Origin of the sequence: Evansella clarkii, assembly GCF_002019695.1 — a bacterium.
Taxonomy (GTDB): domain Bacteria; phylum Bacillota; class Bacilli; order Bacillales; family Salisediminibacteriaceae; genus Evansella; species Evansella clarkii.
This window is the reverse complement of the sequence record NZ_KV917376.1, coordinates 1,717,121-1,738,658: the sequence shown is the minus strand read 5'-3', so window position 1 is coordinate 1,738,658 and position 21,538 is coordinate 1,717,121. Positions and strand designations below refer to the sequence as shown.

The 21,538-nt window shown below is 43.5% G+C and carries 16 protein-coding genes; 7 read left to right on the top strand and 9 right to left on the bottom strand.

Translation table 11 applies throughout. The features are described from left to right. The first annotated feature begins 127 nt into the window (after positions 1-127). Positions 128-1,177: a YhjD/YihY/BrkB family envelope integrity protein gene (locus tag BK582_RS07940; protein ID WP_078594044.1), complete on the top strand. Its 1,050-nt coding sequence runs from the start codon at positions 128-130 to the stop codon at positions 1,175-1,177. 1,068 nt (positions 1,178-2,245) lie between these two features. After that, the gene (locus tag BK582_RS07935; protein WP_078594042.1) at positions 2,246-2,479 is read left to right on the top strand and encodes a hypothetical protein; all 234 of its coding nucleotides are present in this window, start codon (positions 2,246-2,248) and stop codon (positions 2,477-2,479) included. A gap of 330 nt (positions 2,480-2,809) precedes the next feature. Here the strand turns inward: BK582_RS07935 and BK582_RS07930 are convergent, their stop codons facing one another. After that, positions 2,810-4,243, bottom strand: coding sequence for an LVIVD repeat-containing protein (locus BK582_RS07930; protein WP_078594041.1), 1,434 nt, complete (start codon positions 4,241-4,243; stop codon positions 2,810-2,812). Between the two features lie 475 nt (positions 4,244-4,718). Here BK582_RS07930 and BK582_RS07925 point away from each other — a divergent pair, with 475 nt between their 5' ends. Together BK582_RS07925 and BK582_RS07920 are read left to right on the top strand one after the other, a co-directional pair. Beyond that, positions 4,719-6,131 carry an LVIVD repeat-containing protein gene (locus tag BK582_RS07925; RefSeq protein ID WP_244895362.1) on the top strand — a complete coding sequence of 471 codons (1,413 nt, stop codon included), beginning with the start codon at positions 4,719-4,721 and terminating at the stop codon, positions 6,129-6,131. 147 nt (positions 6,132-6,278) lie between these two features. Continuing rightward, positions 6,279-7,508 carry a glycoside hydrolase domain-containing protein gene (locus tag BK582_RS07920; RefSeq protein ID WP_078594039.1) on the top strand — a complete coding sequence of 410 codons (1,230 nt, stop codon included), beginning with the start codon at positions 6,279-6,281 and terminating at the stop codon, positions 7,506-7,508. A 210-nt stretch (positions 7,509-7,718) separates the two neighbouring features. Here the strand turns inward: BK582_RS07920 and BK582_RS07915 are convergent, their stop codons facing one another. Continuing rightward, entirely contained in the window at positions 7,719-8,300 is a 582-nt protein-coding gene (locus BK582_RS07915; protein ID WP_078594037.1) for a protein-L-isoaspartate(D-aspartate) O-methyltransferase, read from the bottom strand. Positions 8,301-8,553: 253 nt separating this feature from the next. Between BK582_RS07915 and BK582_RS07910 the strand changes: the two genes are divergently transcribed. Further along, on the top strand, positions 8,554-9,168 hold the full coding sequence (locus BK582_RS07910; RefSeq protein WP_078594035.1) for a cell wall hydrolase: 615 nt from the start codon (positions 8,554-8,556) through the stop codon (positions 9,166-9,168). Between the two features lie 56 nt (positions 9,169-9,224). Here BK582_RS07910 and BK582_RS07905 read toward each other — a convergent pair whose 3' ends face one another. Next, positions 9,225-10,601 (bottom strand): M28 family peptidase, encoded by a 1,377-nt coding sequence (locus BK582_RS07905; RefSeq protein ID WP_078594033.1) that lies wholly within the window; start codon positions 10,599-10,601, stop codon positions 9,225-9,227. A 348-nt stretch (positions 10,602-10,949) separates the two neighbouring features. On the opposite strand from BK582_RS07905, the gene BK582_RS07900 reads away from it, so the two are divergent. Beyond that, positions 10,950-11,987, top strand: a complete 1,038-nt coding sequence (locus tag BK582_RS07900) for an aldose epimerase family protein (protein WP_078594031.1) — start codon at positions 10,950-10,952, stop codon at positions 11,985-11,987. Between the two features lie 67 nt (positions 11,988-12,054). Here the strand turns inward: BK582_RS07900 and BK582_RS07895 are convergent, their stop codons facing one another. The 3 genes from BK582_RS07895 to xylA all read right to left on the bottom strand — a co-directional run bounded on the left by BK582_RS07895 (position 12,055) and on the right by xylA (position 17,123). Next, a complete protein-coding gene (locus BK582_RS07895) occupies positions 12,055-13,038 on the bottom strand; it encodes an aldo/keto reductase (protein WP_078594029.1) in 984 nt (327 codons plus the stop codon). A 1,229-nt stretch (positions 13,039-14,267) separates the two neighbouring features. Then, positions 14,268-15,767: a xylulokinase gene (gene xylB, locus BK582_RS07885; protein ID WP_078594025.1), complete on the bottom strand. Its 1,500-nt coding sequence runs from the start codon at positions 15,765-15,767 to the stop codon at positions 14,268-14,270. 30 nt (positions 15,768-15,797) lie between these two features. Then, positions 15,798-17,123: a xylose isomerase gene (gene xylA / locus BK582_RS07880; RefSeq protein ID WP_078594023.1), complete on the bottom strand. Its 1,326-nt coding sequence runs from the start codon at positions 17,121-17,123 to the stop codon at positions 15,798-15,800. A 197-nt stretch (positions 17,124-17,320) separates the two neighbouring features. Between xylA and BK582_RS07875 the strand changes: the two genes are divergently transcribed. Next, positions 17,321-17,929, top strand: coding sequence for a YesL family protein (locus BK582_RS07875; RefSeq protein ID WP_078594021.1), 609 nt, complete (start codon positions 17,321-17,323; stop codon positions 17,927-17,929). 245 nt (positions 17,930-18,174) lie between these two features. Here the strand turns inward: BK582_RS07875 and BK582_RS07870 are convergent, their stop codons facing one another. The 3 genes from BK582_RS07870 to BK582_RS07860 form a co-directional block, all read right to left on the bottom strand. Beyond that, positions 18,175-18,996, bottom strand: a complete 822-nt coding sequence (locus BK582_RS07870) for a carbohydrate ABC transporter permease (protein WP_078594019.1) — start codon at positions 18,994-18,996, stop codon at positions 18,175-18,177. Positions 18,997-19,011: 15 nt separating this feature from the next. Then, entirely contained in the window at positions 19,012-19,890 is an 879-nt protein-coding gene (locus BK582_RS07865) for a carbohydrate ABC transporter permease (protein ID WP_078594017.1), read from the bottom strand. Positions 19,891-20,021: 131 nt separating this feature from the next. Further along, complete coding sequence (locus BK582_RS07860; protein WP_078594015.1) at positions 20,022-21,371, bottom strand: extracellular solute-binding protein; 1,350 nt, start codon at positions 21,369-21,371, stop codon at positions 20,022-20,024. Positions 21,372-21,538 lie beyond the last annotated feature (167 nt).

Sequence of the window (21,538 nt, the reverse complement as noted above, 5' to 3'; positions counted from 1 at the left end):
TTAATAAAATTAATGACGGCAGAGACTCTATGTCCCTGCCGTTTTTTCTGCTCTGTCTGACTTAAGTGATTAATCATTACTATTTGAGGGGATATACATATAGATTAAAAGACAGGGAGGCAAAGACATGAATAAAGCAGTTCGTTATGTAAAAGCATTGATAAAAGAGTTTCAGAATGATAGTGTCCCCCTTCTCGGAGCTGCGCAGGCCTATTATTATTTACTGGCATTAATACCTCTGCTAATTTTAATTATATCCATTGTGCCTTACTTAAATATTGATCCTCAAAGAGCGATGGAACTGGTTAACAGCGCTGTCCCTGAAGAGGTAGCTAATTTATTCGAGGACCAGATTTACGATATCGTCACAGAACAAAGGGGCGGTCTTCTGACTATCGGGATCCTCGGTACTCTCTGGTCAGCATCCACAGGGATGAATGCGTTTATGAAGGCGCAGAACCGGGCTTATAACGTAGAAAGCGACCGGCCTTTTCTAAAAGCGAGACTGGTCTCCATGGCGTTAACGCTAGGAATAATCGTTGCTTTAGTAATTGCACTCGTTCTCCCAATATTCGGGGATGTCATCATTGATGGGATAAACGCAGTGGTGCCTGTGCCGGAGCAAATGGAGTTTTTACTGCATGTCCTTCGCTGGACCATTAGTTTCGTAGTTATAGCAGCGATCATGTCTGCACTGTATCACTTTGCACCCAATAAAAAAGTTCCTTTTAAACTGGCAATACCAGGGGCTGTTTTCGCTACTCTCGCCTGGCAAGTTGTTTCCTTTGGTTTTTCCATTTATGTAAGCAACTTCGGAAATTACAACGAGACGTACGGAAGCCTTGGAGGTATCATCGTTCTGATGCTCTGGCTGTTTATTATAGGCATTATCCTTGTTACTGGCGCAGAAATTAACGCTGTCCTTTACCGAAGAAAAATGGGTCTCCCTCTCTCTAAAGTTGATGAGGAAGTGGAAGGAGAAACCGTACTGGAAGCAAATGATAAAAAATCAGATGACAATAAGCAAAAGAAGAAGCAAGAAGCATATGGTTCAAACACAAAAAGAGAAAATTACAGAAACAGAATCAAACAGCAGCACAATGAACGGAGAGTCAGCAGCAGAAATCAGGACAGGAAATTAAACGTTCCTGGAAGGAACCATGACACCTCTGTTTAACATGCTCACTCCCCTTTAATTAAGATGTCGGTTCCTTAAGTGGGTAGTCAATAAAAGTAAAATAAAGTGAACCTTCAATCAGTGGTGGGAGTTATTCATCCCCCACTGATTGTTAGTTGAACCAATCGGGATGTTAGCGTCCGTTATCTTACGCATAAAGAACATCTTCGCTTCCACTCATGTTTTGAGGCGGGAGTTTTACGGACGGTTACATCGGGATAACCGGATATTTTCCGCTTAAATACAGATAGCAGCCCGTTTGTTGGGATTTAAGGGGAAGCTTTCCGGTTATGTATCTTAAAATCAACCATTTTTGTATTTTTCGAGTTAATAGGCGGAATCTCTCCGTCTATTTAACCGCTTTTTTATAATAGTTACGAATTAAGCGGAATTATTCCGTCTATTTATTGAATCGGATGCTTATTCTGAACCCCTGGACGCTCTTGCACTACTTGAGTGGACGGTCAACTCACTTTCAAGGGATGCAAGACGCTCTTGCACTACTTGAGTGGACGATCAACTCACTTTCAAGGGATGCAAGACGCCCTTGCACTACTTGAGTGGACGGTCAACTCACTTTCAAGGGATGCAAGACGCTCTTGCACTACTTGAGTGGACGGTCAACTCACTTTCAAGGGATGCAAGACGCCCTTGCACTACTTGAGTGGACGATCAACTCACTTTCAAGGGATGCAAGACGCTCTTGCACTACTTGAGTGGACGGTCAACTCACTTTCAAGGGATGCAAGACGCCCTTGCACTACTTGAGTGGACGATCAACTCACTTTCAAGGGATGCAAGACGCCCTTGCACTACTTGAATGGTAGGTCAACTCACTTTCAAGGGATGCAAGGCGGCCTTGCACTACTTGAATGGTAGGTCAACTCCCAAGATAAAAAGGCACTCGATAATGTGCCCCTTTAATTAAAGTGCCCTCCTCCAATTCCATTTTTTTCAATATTTCCACACAAATTTTGTTAAAAAAAACATTATATTTATGATATGAAGGGGCTTCCAGAGGGTATACCTTATCTGAACAGAATTTTAACAAACAAGGAGTTGTATCCGTTGACTGAGAGGTATAAGCTTTTTTTCACTTTTACAAATGGCGAGCAGGAAACAGCATATTTCACAGAAAATCCAAGCCACAGGGTAAATGACTGGCTTGAGCGGGAAAAAAATCAGTGGATCCGCCTGGATAAGGCAATAATCAATCTGCATAATGTCAACATGATCCGCCTGGCTAAAGTAAAGGTCAGTGATAATTCAGAGGACGATGACGAAATAATTGAGTGGATTTAGCATTCAGTTAAGTAAGCCGTCAAAGTGCTGGTTCTTCCTTTTGTTAAAGGAGGCATTCCAGATCTGGCGGCTTACTTCTTTAGTGACGGTAACCTCACCTTAAACAGCAAGCCACACTAAAAACAAGATAATTCCCCATAATGGAAGACTAAGAACGGAAGCCCATATAAGTCCGATAAAAAAATCAAGTTCACTTTTCATAGCCACCACTTCCTTCCTTTTTTTAGAAGTGTTGGCAAGTGCCTTCCGCTTTAAACCATGAAAAGGAAAAAAGCCTGCCCCCTGGTACGGTAAAGAACCACACCAGGAGCAGGCTTTTCATCAGAAAAATTATTTAGGTTGTTGCCCGTTGGCATTCCCATTGCCATTGTTCTTCAGTAACACCTTCAGACCTTGTCCCATATCAGAGGCAAGTACATAGTTTCGGTCTACGAATACTCCCCAGACGTTTGCCTGGTCAGAAGTATAGCGGTGGATTTCTACAGGATTTGCGGGATCAGTGATATCTACTGAGATAACACCGCCAGAGTAATAGGATAAATATAGTGTATTTCCGTGAACTTTCGGATCGTGTACTGTTTTAGCAAACGTTTGTACCGGTGCGCTGAAATCATACGTTAAATCAGTAGTAAATTCACTCAATAATACAGGATTCGATTTATCTTTTATATCAAAAATTCTTGTATACCCGTAAGCGCTCTCGTAACCAGCACCATGAGGATTTGCAATTTCACGAGTTTCAATAAGGATGTTTCCGCCTCTTGCAAGAGCCGCAGAGTGTGCAGCACCTTTCTGATCATCTCTGTAATCAGTACGGCCTAAGTATTGCGGATTTTCAGGATCCCGGATATCAAAAATAACCGTTCCTAAATCCCACATAGAAACATAAGCATAATGACCGTTATTGTCAGTGATTACACTATGGTTAAATACTGGTCTAGTATGGCCGTCTGGTGCATTCCAGTGGTATCCGTTAAAGTTTGCCGGGACTTCCGGCAGATCACGAGGATCGAATCCCCATAGCTTTTCAGGTTCTGCTGGGTTACTTACATCAATTATTTCAAAATCCTGATACTGCCCGTTATGTGTATAGTAATCAGCATAAGGATTGGATGTTAACAGAAGCGCTCTGTTACCCTGGGTTGTTAAATATAGTTCATGGGTTCCTGTAACCCTTCTATCCTCAAGCTTGTGGAATCCTAAGCGAACCGGATTATATGGATCAGTCACGTCATATAACAGCACTCCGCCAAAACTGTCCGGTCTGTCTGCTCTGTTTCTGCCAGTTTGCTGAAGACTGACTACTGCCAGATCTCCTTTAAAATCAGGAGTGTTTACCGTTTTTACGATTACTTTCTCCTGCCATGTATGTGGAATTTCGTGAGCGAACTGTGCTACTTCCACGGGGTTTGACGGATCCTTCAGGTCAAAAACACGGACACCGCCATTTGCCCCGTTTGCTGTATGTGTCCCTAAATAGGCAAAACCTTTATGTGCATATACATCAGCAGCATTATTCTGCCTTCCGTCTTCCCCAAGTTCAATCTGCACCGCTGCTGCTTCCCTTAAATGCTTTAAGTTCTTGCTGCCATTTGTTTCTGCTTTCCCCAGGTTTCCTATTTCTTCATTGGAAAATACATAAGCTTCTTTACCTATACCGCCAATTTCCATTGCATCATGCGCGAAAGCCGTCGGAGATAAAACAGATAATGCCAGAGTACTGACCAACACCGAATTAACTATCAGCTTCTTTTTCTTTTTCAATGAATCTTCCTCCTATTCAATTTTCAAAGTTTAATAACGTTTTTAGTTTATATAACTTGTTTACAATATGCTATAAATAGTTTTCGGAAAATTTCGACTTATACACAAGGACTATTACACATTTTTTGTTACTTTTTCACCAGAATTCCGTATTTCTTGTGTAAGTACAGCCCTTCTCCCAATGTAAATATCCATTTTATTACTAAATAAACAGTTCTATCTTCCCTGGTTATATGATTTTGACTGGCTGTTACTGACAATCCCCTCACCCGTCCCAGCAACAAAACACGTCCTGGCAAAAAACAGTGCTGATGTCCTGCTCTGTGTAGTTACATTGACACGATTACGTTCTTGAAATCGTCCATATATGTCCGACTATTCTGCCTGATGCTTCTAATAGATAAAAATACATTGCCTTAAGTGTAAGAATCGTCTTAATATTTTGTTAATTATACATAAACTGGAGGGAAATTTATTGAAAAAGAAATTGAAAGTATACTCAATGACAGCACTGGCTTCACTAATGTTTGCAACACCCGCTTTAGCATGTGATATTGACGGGCTTGGTAAAAGCGACTATGAATATGACGCCAATGCTTCATACCGATACGGTGATGAAGGTATGAACGAGATACCTGTCATGGAAGGCAGCAAAAACTTTAAATTTTTAAATGAAAGTGCTGCCGTTCCCCTGCAAACTTCAGATGCAGGCCTTCCGGTAACAGGTGCTGATGTGTATGCTCACAAAGGCTACGCCTATATGGGTACTCACCGGCTCGGTTCAGGCTCCAATGAAGGGGTCCGGGTATTTGATATGAAAGATCCATCCAACCCGGTTGAAGTAGCTAAGTTTGGAGACGATATGCCTGGTACATGGCAGGAAAAAATTATTGTTAAATCTGTAAACACCCCTCACTTTAAAGGCGATCTGGCTGTTGTCAGTGTACAGCGATTCAGTGGTGCAGCCGAAAAAGTAGGTACTGCTATATATGATGTAACCGATCCGACAAACCCAGTGGAACTCGGTTTCTGGGAGACCCCTGAAGCACATCTTAACGGTGGAGGAACTCATGAGCTTTACTTAACAACACAAGGAAACAGAGCACTGCTCCTTGCAGCTAACTCAGGCTCTTACCGACGATCAGGCGGAGCAATTCATGATTTCGTAATCGTAGATGTAAGTAACCCGTCTGAACCGGAAGAGCTTTATCAGTTTGACCCGAAATCTGTCCTTCCTAACGTGGATAACAACTACCGTTTTGTCGACGAGCATGGCCAGACTCGTTCTATCAGTGTTCACAGTGTCATCGCAGATACGACTGGTAAGTATGCCTACTTATCCGCATGGGATATGGGAACAGTGATACTTGATATCAGCGACCCTGAAAAACCTGAATATGTCGGCCGTACCTCCTACGAAAAAGAAGTTCAGGGTGCCGCCCACTCTGCAGCTCTTGCTAAAGGCGGCAATGTACTGATTGAAACCCGGGAAGTGTTCAATCCTGAAAGACATGGTTATGAAGAAGGTTTTGGCTATGTGAGAATTTATGATACTAAAGATAAGTCCAATCCAAAATTAATCAGCACATTCCAGACCGACAATTCTGCAAACATGAGACAAGCTTATCCAGGCTTTACAGTACATGACCCTAAAGTTCAGGGTAATACACTCTTCCTGTCACACTATTTCGATGGTGTAAGGATTGTAGATATTACTAATCCGGCAAAACCTGAGGAAATTGGTGCGTATGTACCGGAAAAATCAAACATCTGGGGAGTTTTTGCACACCGCAACTATATCCTTGCTTCCGACATGGAATCCGGCTTGAAGGTCCTGCAAAGAACCGGGAATGGGAACAATGGAAACAATGGGAATTCAAAAAAGTAAACAAACTAAACATTAAGGAAAAACCACCGGCCCTGCATAGTTTTGATACTGTGTAAGGCCTTTTTTGGTCATCTGTCTAAAAACCTCGTTATAACACACACTTCAGCCTCCTGCACGTACTATAGATGGATGAAAGGAGGTTGAATAATGGTGGCTCATCTGAAACGGTTTATTCCGTTTATTGCGGGGTTTCTCCTTATTTTTTTCACTGCGGCTATATTCTACATGTTCGGCAATCTGGATAAAGCAGAACCTGCCGAAGCATCTACGAAAAGCGAAACGGCCGAAAACGAAGGAAATGGCGGAGATGCGGACGTTTCCAATATCATTGACAACAACATTAACGGCAGCAATGTCACCACTGATAACGCAATAAGCAATAACATAAACAGTAAAAATTCAGACTCGAGCAATAGCGGGGCTGAGGTTAACAACCAGATTGATAATGATATTAACGGGAAAAATGCGGATCTGGGAAATAATATAGTTAATGACATTAAGGGCGGATCAAATAATCAGCTGGAAAACAATATAACTAATAATATTGAGGTAAAAGTCGATGTAAACGTTACGAATAATATAACTAATAACGTGGATGGCAGCAAAAAGAGTAAGGATGACTCAGAAGAAAAAGGAAATGGTAATGGCGATAATAATGGCAACGGAGAAAATGACAATGGTACGGATACCAATGGAGATGAAAACGGCGAAGGAACAAATGGAGAGGTTCCTGACACAGTGTGGGGTGTTGATTCCGCGAGTCTTACTACAGAAGACATGCTGATGTGTGTAAGGGATCATTTCGGCGACCCACAAGTATGGGGGCGGTATCTTGGAGATAAGGAAGGTGTTTCCTACGGGTTGACCCAGAAAGAAGTGGAACTTCTCAACTCGGAAGACATTCAGATACTTGTTATCTGGAATCACTTCGAGGATGCAACCAGCTATGAGAAAGGCCAGAGTGAGGCTCAGGCTGCAATAGAAATGGCGGAGGATTTCGGCATTCCGGAGGGGGTTGCCCTCTTTGCGAACGTGGAACCGATCTATCCGATAGATTCCGGCTTCCTCCTGGGCTGGTACGAAACTCTTGCAGAATCTCCTTATGAATCTGGAGTATACGGAATTTTTGACCCTTCCGAGGAGCTTTACATCGCCTATGAAACTGCTGCAGAGGAAAATGCTGATTTGATGGAAAACAACTGGGTTTGGACCGCCGCTCCGAATGTAGGAATCACAACAGAGGAAAACGCGCCTGAATATAACCCTGAAGCACCAGAAGGCTCCTTAATCGCCGGATGGCAATATGGTATTGACGCAGAAACATGCAATATTGATACAGTCCATTATAATGGTGACGCTCTTGAGGTGTTCTGGTAAGCATAAAGTGAACCTTCAATCAGTTGGGGGCTTTCTTTATTGTTAGCTGAACCAATCGGGATGTTAGCGTCCACGTTATCTCACTTAAACACCTTCGCTCCCACTCATGTTTGGAGGTGGGAGTTTTACGTACGATTACATTGGGATGAATAAGAAATAAAATAATTAAAAAGTGACTGGCCTCTTGTCTTCAGAAGCCCAGTCACTTTTTTAGTCGTACTTCCCTTTAAACCTGACAAACTGTACTTGTTCAAGAACTGTGGATTTATATTCGCCCTCACCAAACTTTTCGATAAGCCGTAGTTCTTGCAGTCCCTCTCCTCCGACAGGAATGACCATCTTTCCGGCGTCCGTAAGCTGGTCCAGCAGTTCCCTCGGTACAGAAGAAGCAGCTGCTGTGGCCATAATTCGGTCGAATGGCGCATGGTCACTCCATCCTTCACTTCCGTCTGACAGTTTTAAGTGTACATTTTCAAACCCTGCTTCTTTCAGGCGATCTTTTGCCCTTTCGTGGAGTTGCTCAATTCGCTCTATTGTAAACACTTCCCTGGAAAATTTTGCGAGCAGTGCTGTCTGGTAACCTGAGCCCGTCCCGATTTCCAGCACCTTTGAGTCCGGCTGAAGATCGAGCGCGAGTGTCATATCCAGTACGAGCGATGGCTGGGAAATTGTCTGCCCATGGCCGATAGACAAGGGGCGGTCCCACTTCGCAAGGTTTTTATCCACATCCATGAAAAAACTCCTGTCCAGATTTCTGAAGTATTCAATGATGTCTTTATCCTGAGTTCCCAAGTAAAGCACCTCCCTGTTTTGAGTATTTATATATCATATTGCCCCGGTGCTCCTACAGCTAATCTGAAAAAGGTTATTTCCTCCATGGTTAAGGACTTTCTGCTCAAACATCCGACGTTTTTTACCAAGGAAATAAGGGAATATTCTTGTTTCTTTATTAAAAAAAGTTTTATTGAAAAACCAGAAGGGTAACTTCCTCTCTAAGTGCCTTTATGCACTGAAGCGAATAAAACTACAAAGGAGAGGTAGCACATTGAAAAAACTATCAGTATTTACAATTATTCTTGCAGGATTATTCTTCTTACAATTTAATGGAACAACAGAAGCGACGACACTACATAACGGAAAAAGCGGTGCAGAAGTCCGGGAGCTTCAGCAGACTTTATCGCACCTTGGATATTTTGAAGGTTCAGCTACCGGTTACTACGGCAGTCAGACTGAGAACGCTGTGAGGCAGCTTCAGAGAGACTTTCACCTTTCAGTTGACGGGATTGCCGGTCCAGTCACTCATCAAATCGTAGACGATATACGAAAAATGGCGCGTGTGGTTCACGGGGAAGCAAGAGGGGAATCATATGAAGGTAAAGTTGCTGTGGCAAGCGTTATTCTGAACCGTGTGGAAGACAGAGGTTTCCCTTCTACGATCCATAATGTTATTTTTCAAAGAAATGCTTTTACAGCAGTGCATGACGGACAATATAACCTAACCCCTGAACCAGCAGCATACCAGGCAGTAAAAGATGCATGGCTAGGGTGGGACCCATCAAGAGGAGCTACATATTATTATAATCCTGATATTGCTACATCCGAGTGGATTTTCACCCGCGATACAATACTAAGAATCGGAAACCATTTGTTTGCGGAGTAACTAATAAAAAGCCTGTCCCTTTTAATTTAATCGCGGGGACAGGCTTTTTTCAAAGTTTATTTCAGGCTTTCCTCGAAGTACATTTGTGTACTTACCGTTTCCTTTTCCTTCTTAGCTTTCGGACCTTTGTTGTCAAAGCGTGCATAGTCATATATTGCTGTACTTACGATCTGTGCTACATCCTGAAGCTTTTCCTTGCTGATTTTGTCGATAGTGTCTTCAGGAGTGTGGTACCAAGGCTCAAGTGGTGCATGGATAAACAACGCTGCAGGAATCCCTGCTTCTCCAAATGGCACATGGTCACTGCTTCCACCCTGGGCAAATGGAGTTGACGCACCGTTTAAACGGAGGCTTGAAGCCTGTGAAAGCTCAGTTACAAGGTTCGGCTGGCCGTTAACTGTTCTCATTACGAGATCTCCTGCATCGCGGCTACCTACCATATCCAGGTTGAAGTTAGCGGCAATTCTGTTAATCTCGCTTTGCGGCAGGTTATTTACATAGTATCTGGAACCAATCAGACCGAGTTCTTCCGCACCGAAAGTGATAAATCGGATTTCTGTGTCAGTAGGCACATTTTGGAACACTCTTGCCAGCTCCAGCACCATTGCAGTACCAGAGGCATTATCATTTGCACCTGGCGCTCCTGGAACAGAGTCATGGTGGGAAGTAAGTGTGATTACTTGTCCATTGTCTTTGTTTTTATTGTTAGGCTTCTTTGAAGCGATAACGTTATGGGATGTTCTCATACTTGCTTCTGCCCCAAGAATTGTGATGGAAGCACTCACTCCTTCCCCGCTGTTCAGCTTAGACAAAATAGCCTGTCCATCAGCCTGAGTAAGTGAAACGACTGGAACGAAATTGTCATTCGCACCACCCAGTGTTCCATTAATCACTCCAGCAGCATTGTTGAAAATAATTACTCCCTCTGCACCAGCAGCCGCTGCATTCACTACTTTATCAGCAAAGCTGATTGCTCCACGCTCAACGAGAGCGATTTTACCGGTTAAATCGTGCCCTGTTAAGTCTGTAGCCAGGCCAACATATTCAAGGGGAGCTGTTACTTCACCACTTGGAGTATATGTAAACGGCAAAGTATTTAGGCTTTCTCCATCTACTGTTAACTCAACCGTGTGAGGCGCTGTGTATCCAAAAAACTCAAACTCCTGAATTTCAGGTTCATACCCGTACTCCTCAAATTTTCCCTTAATATACTGCACTGCTGCATACTCTTCTTCCGACGCTGCAACCCTTGGTGTCTGCTGTAAATGATCAATGTCATTGTAAATATTGTCCACATTGATCTGATTGATGATTCTCTGGTCCATTGCAGATTGAAAACCTGTCTCTGCAGGCTTTGCAGCCAGAGCAGCCCCGCCAACTGTTCCGAATGTTAATGTGGCCGCAGCTGTTGCGGCCAGTAAAAACTTTTTCATAAACATCCCCCTCTTAATTAATATCGTAATCTACTAAATTTTACTTTCGTTATAATATTCAGAAAAGTGAATTAATCACTATAGAAATTTAGTAGTTTTTAATCAAAACGAGAGGATTCCTCCTGAAATTTCTTTGGCCGGGACTTCAATATAGGTCTTACTGCCTGAAACTTTATATGCACTTTGTTCCCCCGCAACTTCAACGTTTCAAAGTGCTGTAGTATATTTTCATCGATTTGCTGAAAGTTTATCTCTTATCAGCCCTGGACTAGGCTTAGTTCAAATTCAGGGCGCAAGAATGTTATAATTTAAGGAGACAAATTAACTTTCACCCTGGAGCTGATCTCTTTGAAAATTAAAACAGAAATGTTGAAAAATGACTGGAAATTATTCGAACTCTCTAACGATAATGGCATGAAGGTAAATATATTAAATTACGGAGGGATTATAACTAATATCACTGTCCCCGACCGGAACGGAAAGCCGGAAAACATTGTCCTCGGTTATAAAAACTACGAAGATTATGTTCAGAACCCTGTTTTTCTGGGGGCCATCATCGGAAGAGTTGCTGGAAGAATCGCTGATGCTGAGTTCAGCCTTAATGGAGAAAAATATGAGCTGGAAAAAAACGATGGAGAGAATCACCTTCATGGAGGGTCAGAAGGTTTTCACCAGGCAATCTGGGATGCCAGAGAGTTTCAGTCTGATACAGAAGCAGGCGTTGAGCTTTCTCTCATCCGAAAAGAGGGCAAGGATGGTTATCCGGGGAGCCTTGACGTCAAAGTAACTTATACATTGACTGACAGTAACAGTCTGCAGATAGATTATCAGGCGGACACAGACAAAACGACAGCCCTTACGCTAACTAATCATTCTTATTTTAATTTAACAGGCGATCTGAAAAGGACTGTCCATGACCATCAAGTGAAAATCGACAGCAGCAAATTTGTTGAGCTTGATGAGAATCTGATTCCAACTGGCAGGCAGCTGGATACATCTGGCACCACCTTTGATTTCCGTGAGGAACGAAACCTTAGCGAAGGCTTTAACTCGTCCTATGAGCAAAACAAAGTTGCCGGAAATGGCTATGACCATTACTTTATTTTTGACAGAGAAGCGGGCGAAAAAGTAACTGCACGAGACGAGGCAAGCGGCAGAAAGATGGTTGTGGAAACAGACCAGCCGGGGATGGTAATGTACACCTCCAACAGCATGGACAGCAGCCTCCAGCTGGCAGAACGCGCCTCCGAAAAATATCTCGGTGTGTGTTTTGAGACACAAGGTTCTCCTGCCTCGCTGCAGCATGAGGGCTTTCCTGAAATCATTCTTCAAGCTGGGGAAACATATAAGAAAAAAACAGTGTTTACATTTTTAACAGAAGATTGATTGTAAAAGAGACTGACAGGGGCCGCCCCGTCAGTCTCTTATTCGTTAAGGTGGGGGGGTGTTACCCTTAATAAGCACCTCTGATGTGTTCGTGAACCTGCTCATTGTAAAACTTAGCCAGCCGCTCCTGCTCTTCCTGGCTGAAACCTTTTACATTAACAGCCTCCAGATTGTCTTCAGCCTGTTTAACTGTCTTAAACCCTGGAATTACACTAGTCACACCGTTCTGCTGCATAATCCATTTTAATGCAGCCCTTGTCATGTTGCCTCTGCCTTCTGCAATCCAGCTAATTTCATTGCTGAGTTCCACGCCTTTTTTAAACTCAAGGCCGCCGAACGTTTCCCCTACGTTGAATGCCTGGCCATCCCGGTTAAAATTGCGATGGTCATCTTCTTCAAATTTAACATCCCTTGTGAATTTACCAGTCAGAAGTCCGCTTGCCAGCGGCACTCTTGCAAGAATGCCTGCCTTCTTTTCCACTGCTTCAGGAAAAAGCTTTTCAAGAGGTTTCTGGCGGAGAAGATTAAATATTACCTGTAGAGAGCTCGCATTCGTGTTTTTGAGGACGAATAATCCTTCCTCAACAGTTTCCACACTTACTCCATAATAGCGAATTTTCCCTTCCTGCTTCAGTTTTTCAAGAACTTCAAACACTCTTCCATCCTGGAGGACCTCCATAGGCGGGCAATGGATTTGATATAAGTCAATGGCCTCACGCTCAAGCCTCTGCAAGCTTTGTTCACAATAGTTACGGACGCTTTCTTCTGAATAGGTAGCAAGGTCATGTATGTCACCGGCACGGCAGAATTTTGATGCAATATGGATCGAATCCTCTTTTCCTTTCGCAGCTTTCGCAAGGAGCCTCTCACTGTGCCCGTCACCATAAACGTCAGCTGTATCGAAGAAGTTCACTCCCTCGCCCATAGCTCTGTCAAGCCCTTTTAACGCTTCTGCATCATCCGTTTTACCCCATGCTCCTCCAATAGCCCATGTGCCAAAACTTAGTTCGCTGATCTTCAGGTCTGTGTTTCCAAGCTGGTTGTATTTCATATAAATTCCTCCTTGTTGTTGATCTTCTTCATACCATTGCTTTGTTTCTGCATTCGTTCATTGAGATGCTGGTTTCGTTCATTGGTGCTTGCTTTGTGTTCATTGAAACGTGATTTCGTACTTTGGATTCCTCATTTCGTGCATTGCTTCTGCTTTTGGGTATGCGAGAGACTCTTGCGTTACCGCTTGGACAGTTTTTCATCTCGAGCGGGTATGCGAGACCCTCTTGCGTTACCGCTTGGACGTTTTTTTCTCTCAAGCGGGTATGCGAGAACGTCTTGCGTTATCGCTTGGACGATTTTTTCTCTCAAGCGGGCATGCGAGAGACTCTTGCGTTACCGCTTGAGCAATTTTTTCTCTCAAGCGGGTATGTGAGAGCGTCTCGCGTTACCACTTGGGAAGTTTTTTCCCACGAGCGGGTATGCGAGACCCTCTTGTGTTACCGCTTGGACGATTTTTTCTCTCAAGCGGGTATGCGAGAGCCTCTTGCGTTACCGCTTGAGCAATTTTTTCTCTCAAGCGGGTATGTGAGAGCGTCTCGCGTTACCACTTGGGAAGTTTTTTCCCACGAGCGGGTATGCGAGACCCTCTTGTGTTACCGCTTGGACGATTTTTTCTCTCAAGCGGGTATGCGAGACCCTCTTGCATTACCGCTTGGGCAGTTTTTCATCTCGAGCGGGTATGTGAGAGCGTCTCGCGTTACCACTTGGGAAGTTTTTTCCCACAAGCGGGCATGCGAGACCCTCTTGCGTTACCGCTTGGACGATTTTTTCTCTCAAGCGGGTATGCGAGACCCTCTTGCGTTACCGCTTGGGCAGTTTTTCATCTCGAGCGGGTATGCGAGACCCTCTTGCGTTACCGCTTGGACGATTTTTTCTCTCAAGCGGGTATGCGAGACCCTCTTGCGTTACCGCTTGGGCAGTTTTTCATCTCAAGCGGGTATGCGAGACCCTCTTGCGTTACCTTTCCCCGGAGTTTCCCCGAAGTTCGGGCATGATGGACACTCCAGCGTTACCTTTCTCATGGACTTTCCCCGAAGTTCGGGCATGATGGACGCTCCAGCGTTACCTTTCTCCCGAGTTTCCCCGAAGTTCGGGTACGCGAGACACTCCCCCGTTACCTTTCCACTACTTTTCCCCAGAGTTCGGGCACGCTGGAGCATCAATCGACCAGCGCCCCTCCTGTAAAAACAGCACCAGCCTGTTTAGCAGCTGGTGCTCTTCGATGCATTATTTCCTGAATTTAACGAGGTCTTTGTTCAATTCTTTCGTTTGTGTGTAAACCTTCTGATATAGCTCGAAAAGCTCTGAGTACTTACCAACATTCTCATCTTTCGGCAAGAATTCTTTTTCCACTTTCAGGAATGAATCAGCACAGTCCTTCAGGGAGTCAAACCAGCCGCAGCCATATGCAGCGAGCATTGCCGCTCCCATGCCTGGTCCCTGCTCACTTGAAAGCTTGACGATCTTAGCGTTAAAAATATCGGCCTGCATCTGCAGCCAGGCTTCATTTTTCGCGCCCCCGCCAATGGATACCACTGTATCAATTTTCTTGCCATGCCTGCGGAAGATCTCCACAGATTCATTCAGGGAGAAAGTGATTCCTTCAAGAACTGCACGAACAAAGTCTGCTCGTCTGTGCCCACTGTCCATGCCAATGAAACTTCCGCGGATAGCAGAGTCCACATGCGGAGTCCTTTCTCCAACGAGATATGGAGTAAACAACAGTCCGTTCGCTCCTGGAGGCACAGCACCCACATCAGCCAGCAGCTCTGTAAAGTCCTCGTCTTTAGCGAAAACCTCTTTAAACCAGCTCAGGCTGTGCCCTGCTGACAAGGTTACCCCCATCGTATAAAACGCATCCGGTGAGCTGTGGTTAAAATAATGCACAGTTCCCTGGAAATCTTTATCGTCGCTCGATTCATATGATAGTACTACTCCTGAAGTTCCGACGCTCGCCAATGTTCTGCCTTCTTCAAGAATTCCGGAACCAATGGCGCCACATGCGTTATCCGCTCCCCCTGCAAATACACGTGTACTTGCAGAAAGCCCAGTCTCAGCTGCAATCTCAGGAAGGAGAGTACCTACCTCTTCATGTGAGCCAAGGAGCGGCGGACAAAAATCACGATCTAAACCAAACACCTCGCAAATTTCTGCGCTCCATTGCTTTTCAGCAACATTCAGCAGCAAAGTTCCTGCTGCATCTGAATATTCCATATGGAGCTGGCCAGTCAGCTTCAGACGAACATAGTCCTTTGGTAAAACAAAGCTGCTTGCCTTCTCAAAAATTTCCGGCTCATGCTTTTTCACCCAGAGAATTTTTGGCAGAGTGAATCCTTCCAGTGCAGGATTCTTCGTAAGCTCCAGAAGCTTAGCCTCGCCAACTGCTTCATATATCTCTTCACACTCAGCGGTTGTACGAGTATCGTTCCATAATATTGCATTACGGAGTGATTCCTTATTTTCATCGAGAAGTACAAGCCCATGCATCTGTCCGGAAAAACTAATGCCTTCAATATCTTCCGGGCTTCCGTCAAAATCCCTGAGGAGATCAGACAGTCCTGCAACTGTCTGATTCACCCAATCTTCCGGCTTTTGTTCGCTGTGTCCGGTTTTCTCCTGAATCAACGGGTAGTCTTTTGAAACTTCCTGTGTTACTTCACCGTTCTGATTTACAAGCAAGATCTTTACCGCGCTTGTTCCTAAGTCTACTCCGATTACATATTTCACAGTATATCCACTCCTGCAAAAAAGTTTTAATTACTCACCAGCGTAGGCTTTTAACAAGTACTGGTTGATCTGTGCTTTAATTAGTTCGAGCTTTCCGGACTGGTTTTTGATCTCAGTCAGGCCAAGCGCATGCTCTTCAAGCTTACGAAGATCTGTGTTGCCTTCAACGATGTCTTTACCGATTCCTTCAGTGTAGCTCTTATAACGGTCTTCAATCACACCGTCCATTACTTTATCGTCGATTAGTTTCTGGGCAACTTTGAGACCTACTGCGAAGCTGTCCATTCCAGCGATGTGAGCGTGGAACAGATCTTCCGGCTCAAAGGAACCTCTGCGCACTTTCGCGTCAAAGTTCAGTCCGCCAGTACCAAGTCCGCCGTTTTTAATAATTTCATACATAGCGAAGATAGTGGAATAAAGGTCAGTCGGGAACTCATCTGTATCCCAGCCAAGCAGCGGGTGACCCTGGTTGGCATCCACAGATCCCAGCATCCCGTGAACACGCGCGTAGCGAAGTTCATGCTCGAAAGTGTGTCCTGCAAGTGTTGCATGGTTTGCTTCAATATTAAATTTGAAGTGGTCCTGCAGTCCGTAATGCTGAAGGAACGCGTAACCGCTTGCTACGTCAAAGTCATACTGGTGTGAAGTAGGCTCTTTTGGTTTCGGCTCGATTAGGAACTGCGCATCAAAGCCGATTTCCTTCGCATAATCAACAGCCATATGGAATAGACGGCCAAGGTTATCCATTTCAAGCTTCAGGTTTGTGTTCAGAAGAGTTTCGTATCCTTCACGTCCGCCCCAGAACACATAGTTTTCCGCGCCAAGCTCTTTACCGACTTCAAGGCCTTTTTTCACTTTCGCAGCGGAGTAAGCAAATACATCAGCATTGTTAGAAGAAGCTGCACCGTGAACAAAGCGTGGGTTAGTAAAGTTGTTCGCTGTGTTCCACAGAAGCTTCGTCTTGCTGTCTTTCATATAATCTTTAATCATTGCAACGATAGTATCTAAATTATCATTTGTTTCTTTCAGGCTGTTTCCTTCTGGAGCAATATCTACATCGTGGAAGCAGAAATATGGTACGCCTAGTTTTTCAAAAAACTCGAATGCTGCTTCTACACGTGCTTTAGCTAAATCCATACCGCTGAATTTGTCCCAAGGGCGGGTAGCAGTTCCAGCGCCGAACGGATCAGACAGATCAGCAGTGAAAGTGTGCCAGTAAGCTACACCGAAACGGAGGAATTCTTCCATCGTTTTGTCGCCGATTTTTTCTGACGGGTTATAAAATTTAAATGCATAAGGATTAGTTGAATTAGAACCTTCGTACTTGATTTTATCGATATTAGTGAAATAAGCCATGTGGGCTACCTCCTGAAAGTAAAATATTTTATATTAATTGTAAGTGCTTTCTTTCCCAGTTTACCAGTGTTTTGCTTAGTTTGTCTATTAGATAAACTAAGTTGTAATCTTTTGGAAGACCCACATCCCTTTTGGTATATATTCATTATTCCCTTATAATAGAATATGGATTTCTAATCAGCCGGGAGGAACATGTTATGGGACGCGCGTTATACAGTATGCTCGAATGGATCACTCGTTTTGCATATATAAATCTATTATGGGTTCTTTTCACCCTGGCAGGTGGAATCATCTTAGGACTGTTTCCTGCAATAACCGCCATATTTTCAGTCATCAGACAATGGCTGAACGGAAACTCAGACCTGCCTGTATTTCATACTTACTGGAACTACTATAGAAGCGAGTTCTGGAAAAGCAACCTGTTAGGTTTGCCAGTTTATCTCGTATCTTTCGTTTTTTTATTTAATGTTTTCTTTTTGTACGCAAACATTGGTGAACTTTTAGCATGGACTTCCGCCCCGCTCCTCGCGGGAATACTATTATTCCTGTTTTACCTGTTCTATTTGTTCCCTGCGTACGTCCATTTTGACCTGAATATATTACAGATCATGAAAAATGCGCTGCTTATTATGCTAATCAGTCCGGTAAACACCTTCTTAATGGTTATAAGCCTGAGTGCATTTACCATTCTCGTCTACGTTATTCCGCCGCTGGGATTTATTTTCGGAGCCAGCTTTTACAGCTTCATAACGCTTTGGTTCGCTCTCCATGCTTTCAGAAAAGTGCAGAAAAAGCAGAGCAGCTGAATCCCGAAGCTCACCACCTGGTTTTTACATAAGCCAGGTTTTTTTATTTATGCAGAAATTATTACCTTCATCACAAAAACTGTCTAGCTCCAGCGCCTACTCGCTCGAGGGCACTTCGGTCCGTCAATCGAAGCTGAATGAAAACCGTGCTTCTTCTTACCAGCCCTCCTGTGCTTGCTCCTGCGATTACTCGTCGCAGATAATGAGTGTCGCTCGTGTACAAGGCGCTTACGCTTTTCTTTTTATTAACCTTTTACTGCACTTGATGAAATACCTTCCACAACCTTGTTACTGAAGAAGATGAAGGCAATGATAATTGGCAGTACGCTGATAACGAGTGTAGCACCAATTGCTCCCCAGTCAGTCATATACTGGCCGACGAAGTTGTTAATTCCTACTGTCAGTGTCTTATAACGGTCAGAGCTGATAAATGTATTAACAAACACGAACTCGTTCCAGTTGTAGATCATGTTAATGATTGCCGTCGTTGATAATACTGGCGCAGAAATTGGCAGAAGTATGCGGAAAAACAATCTGTGAAGCGATGCCCCGTCAATGATAGCTGCCTCTTCGATCTCCCGCGGTATCGTGTAATAAAACCCAAGCAGAATCATCATCGTAATCGGCAGGTTATATGCCGTATATGTGATTACAATAGCCAGGGGATTATTAATTAAATTAACACTTAAAAACATACTGAAAAGTGGTATTAAAGCTGAGTGGATCGGGATCATCAATCCTACCATAAACAAACCAAGTACTAGTTTGCTAAGCTTCCACTTCATTCTGGTTATTACGAATACAGCCATACTTGCAAATAATAATGTAAACAGGATAGACACACCTGTAATCCAGATACTGTTCCAGAAATACGTCCCTATTCCGCCTTCCCAAACTCTTAAATAGTTTTCCCATCTGATTTCAGACGGAAGTGCAAAAGGTGAACCGGCAAAAATTTCACGATTGTCTTTGAGAGAGAAAAGGAAAAGCCAGACAATAGGGAAGATTTGAAAAACAGCAACGAAACCTAATGATAGATAGAGGAGAAAATACCCTATACGCCCCATTCTAAAAACCTCCCTTTAATATTGAAGCTCTTCTTTATCAGCTGTTACTTTACGGATAATAACTGTGACGATTAATGTGATGATCAGGAGCATGAAACCTACGGCACTACCATAGCCGAAGTTATTCGTACCGAATGCAAGCTTATACATATAAGATGCCATAACTTCACTTGCTCCGTTAGGCCCTCCGCCTGTCATAACATAAATCAAGTCGAAGTATTTAAGTGAACCAACGATTGCTAAAACGATAGTTACTTTAACTACCCCCATAATCAGAGGCAGTTTAATTCTGTATGCGATCTGAAATGGGGAAGCTCCGTCAATTTTCGCAGCTTCAATAATAGATTCCGGAATGTTTTTAAGGGCAGCATAGTAAATAAGGATATAAAAACCTGCATATTGCCATAAAATCGGAATGAATATGGAGTAAAGCACAATATTCGGATCCGCGAGCCATAATGGCGGATTCTGTACTCCAAACCATGCAAGAATTTCATTCAGCATCCCGTTGGAAGGATTATAAATCTTTATCCACAGCTGAGCGATCGCCACTGAGGATAACAGCATTGGAAGTAAATATATCTTTCTTAATAAATCTGAACCTTTAATTTTTGATGCTAAAATCATTGAAACTGCCAGATAGATTGCCAGACTGAGGGTGGAGAATACAGCCAGCAAGCCTGAATGTCCGGCACTCTGCCAGAACATACCGTCCTGCATAACATTGATGTAGTTTGTAAGGCCAATAAACTCCATGGCCCCTATTCCGTCCCACCTCATCAGGCCATAGTAGCCTGTCAGGACTAAGGGGATGAATATTAAAATACCTACTAGCAGCAATGCAGGGAGAAGATATAAAGTAATAAACCATTTATTGGACATAACTTTGTTCATGCTACTCAACCCCATAAAAGAAAAATCGAAAAGGGCAAATCCAGCAAAGGACCTGCCCTTTTCGTTATACTACTGGATGGTTTGAATTATAGTTTTATATAGTAGTAAATATTTTTTACGTTATTTAAGAATTATTCTTCTTCAGACAGAGCTTCTTCGTGCTTCGCTCCGAACTCTTCAGGTGTCATATCAAGACCGAACAGCGCCTGAATTGAATCAAGGTGAGTCTGTGCTACAGAAGCGCTCATCTGAACGTCTGCATAAAGGGTCAGGTTAGTCGCGTCGTTAAGATCCTGAAGTACGTCAACATACATGTCAGGAAGATCTAATGCATCGCCATCAACAACTGTCGCAGGGATAACACCAGCGTCTGTTACAGCTCTTGAACCCCACTGCTCAACAAAGTATGCTGCAAATTGCTTAGCTTCATCCTTTACATCAGAGTTTTCAGCTACGAATAATCCTACACCAGGTCCGCCTACGAAGCTGTCAGTGTCGCCATCGCCGTCAACAGTTGGGAACTTGAAGTAGCCAACATTGTCTCTGAACTCCTGTGGTACGTCTTCGTTGGTTGTGTAGTTAGGAAGATCCCAAGTTGCGATCATATACATTGCAGACTGTTCGTTCATAAACATGCTTTTCGCTTCTTCGTCAGCAAGTCCGTTGAACCCGCTCACAAAGGAATCATTTTGTACCATTTCCTGAACTTTAGCTGCAGCTTCTACTAAAGCTGGGTCTTCAAAAGATCCGGAACGGTTGATTGCGTTTGTCAGTACATCAGATCCGCCAATTCTGTCAGCGAAGTACATGTACCACATTGAACCTGTCCAGCTGTCTCTGTTTCCTAATGCGATTGGTTCTACATTGTTTTCATTTAAAACATTGATTACGTTCTCGAGCTCATCATAAGTTTCCGGAGCTTCAAGTCCGTGCTCTTCAAAGATTGCTTTATTGTAGTAAACGTAAACTGTGTTAAGCTCTAATGGAAGTCCGTAAGATTGTCCATCTTTTTCATAAGCTTCAAGAGTACCAGCTACGAACTCGTCTCTTAAACCGTCTTCTAACATGTCATCTAATGGTGCGAACATATTTCCATCTACGAATGGGTCAAGATAACCCGCTGCCCAGGTCATACCTACGTCCGGCAGTTCGTTAGACGAAGAAAGAATAGTAATCTGGTCTTTATACTGCTCGTTGCTTAATACTGAAAGATCTATAGTAATGTTTTCATTTTCTGCTTCGAAGTCTTCAATAATTTCATTAACGATTCTGTGGTGCTGCGCTGAGCTTCCCTGTGGCCATAAGTGCATGAATTCAACTGTTGCGCTTTCTCCGGAACCGCCATTAGCGTTATTTCCTGCGTTATTGTTGTTCTCTGCTCCCCCGTTATTTCCACCGTCAGCTGCGTCTGAACATCCTGTAACTATTAAAGCACCTGCTACCAATGCGCACATTGATGTAACCGCTTTCCTTTTTAACATTATGTTACCCCCTTTATTTTTCGAAAAGTCAGCCGTTTGCTAACTTCAAAAATAGAATATCACGTAAAAGATGGTTTGTCTAGTGGATAAACAAAGTATATAATAAAAATATATCTGGTATACTGGAATAGAAAGATAGCGCTTACAACCCCTGCTGTATATACTAT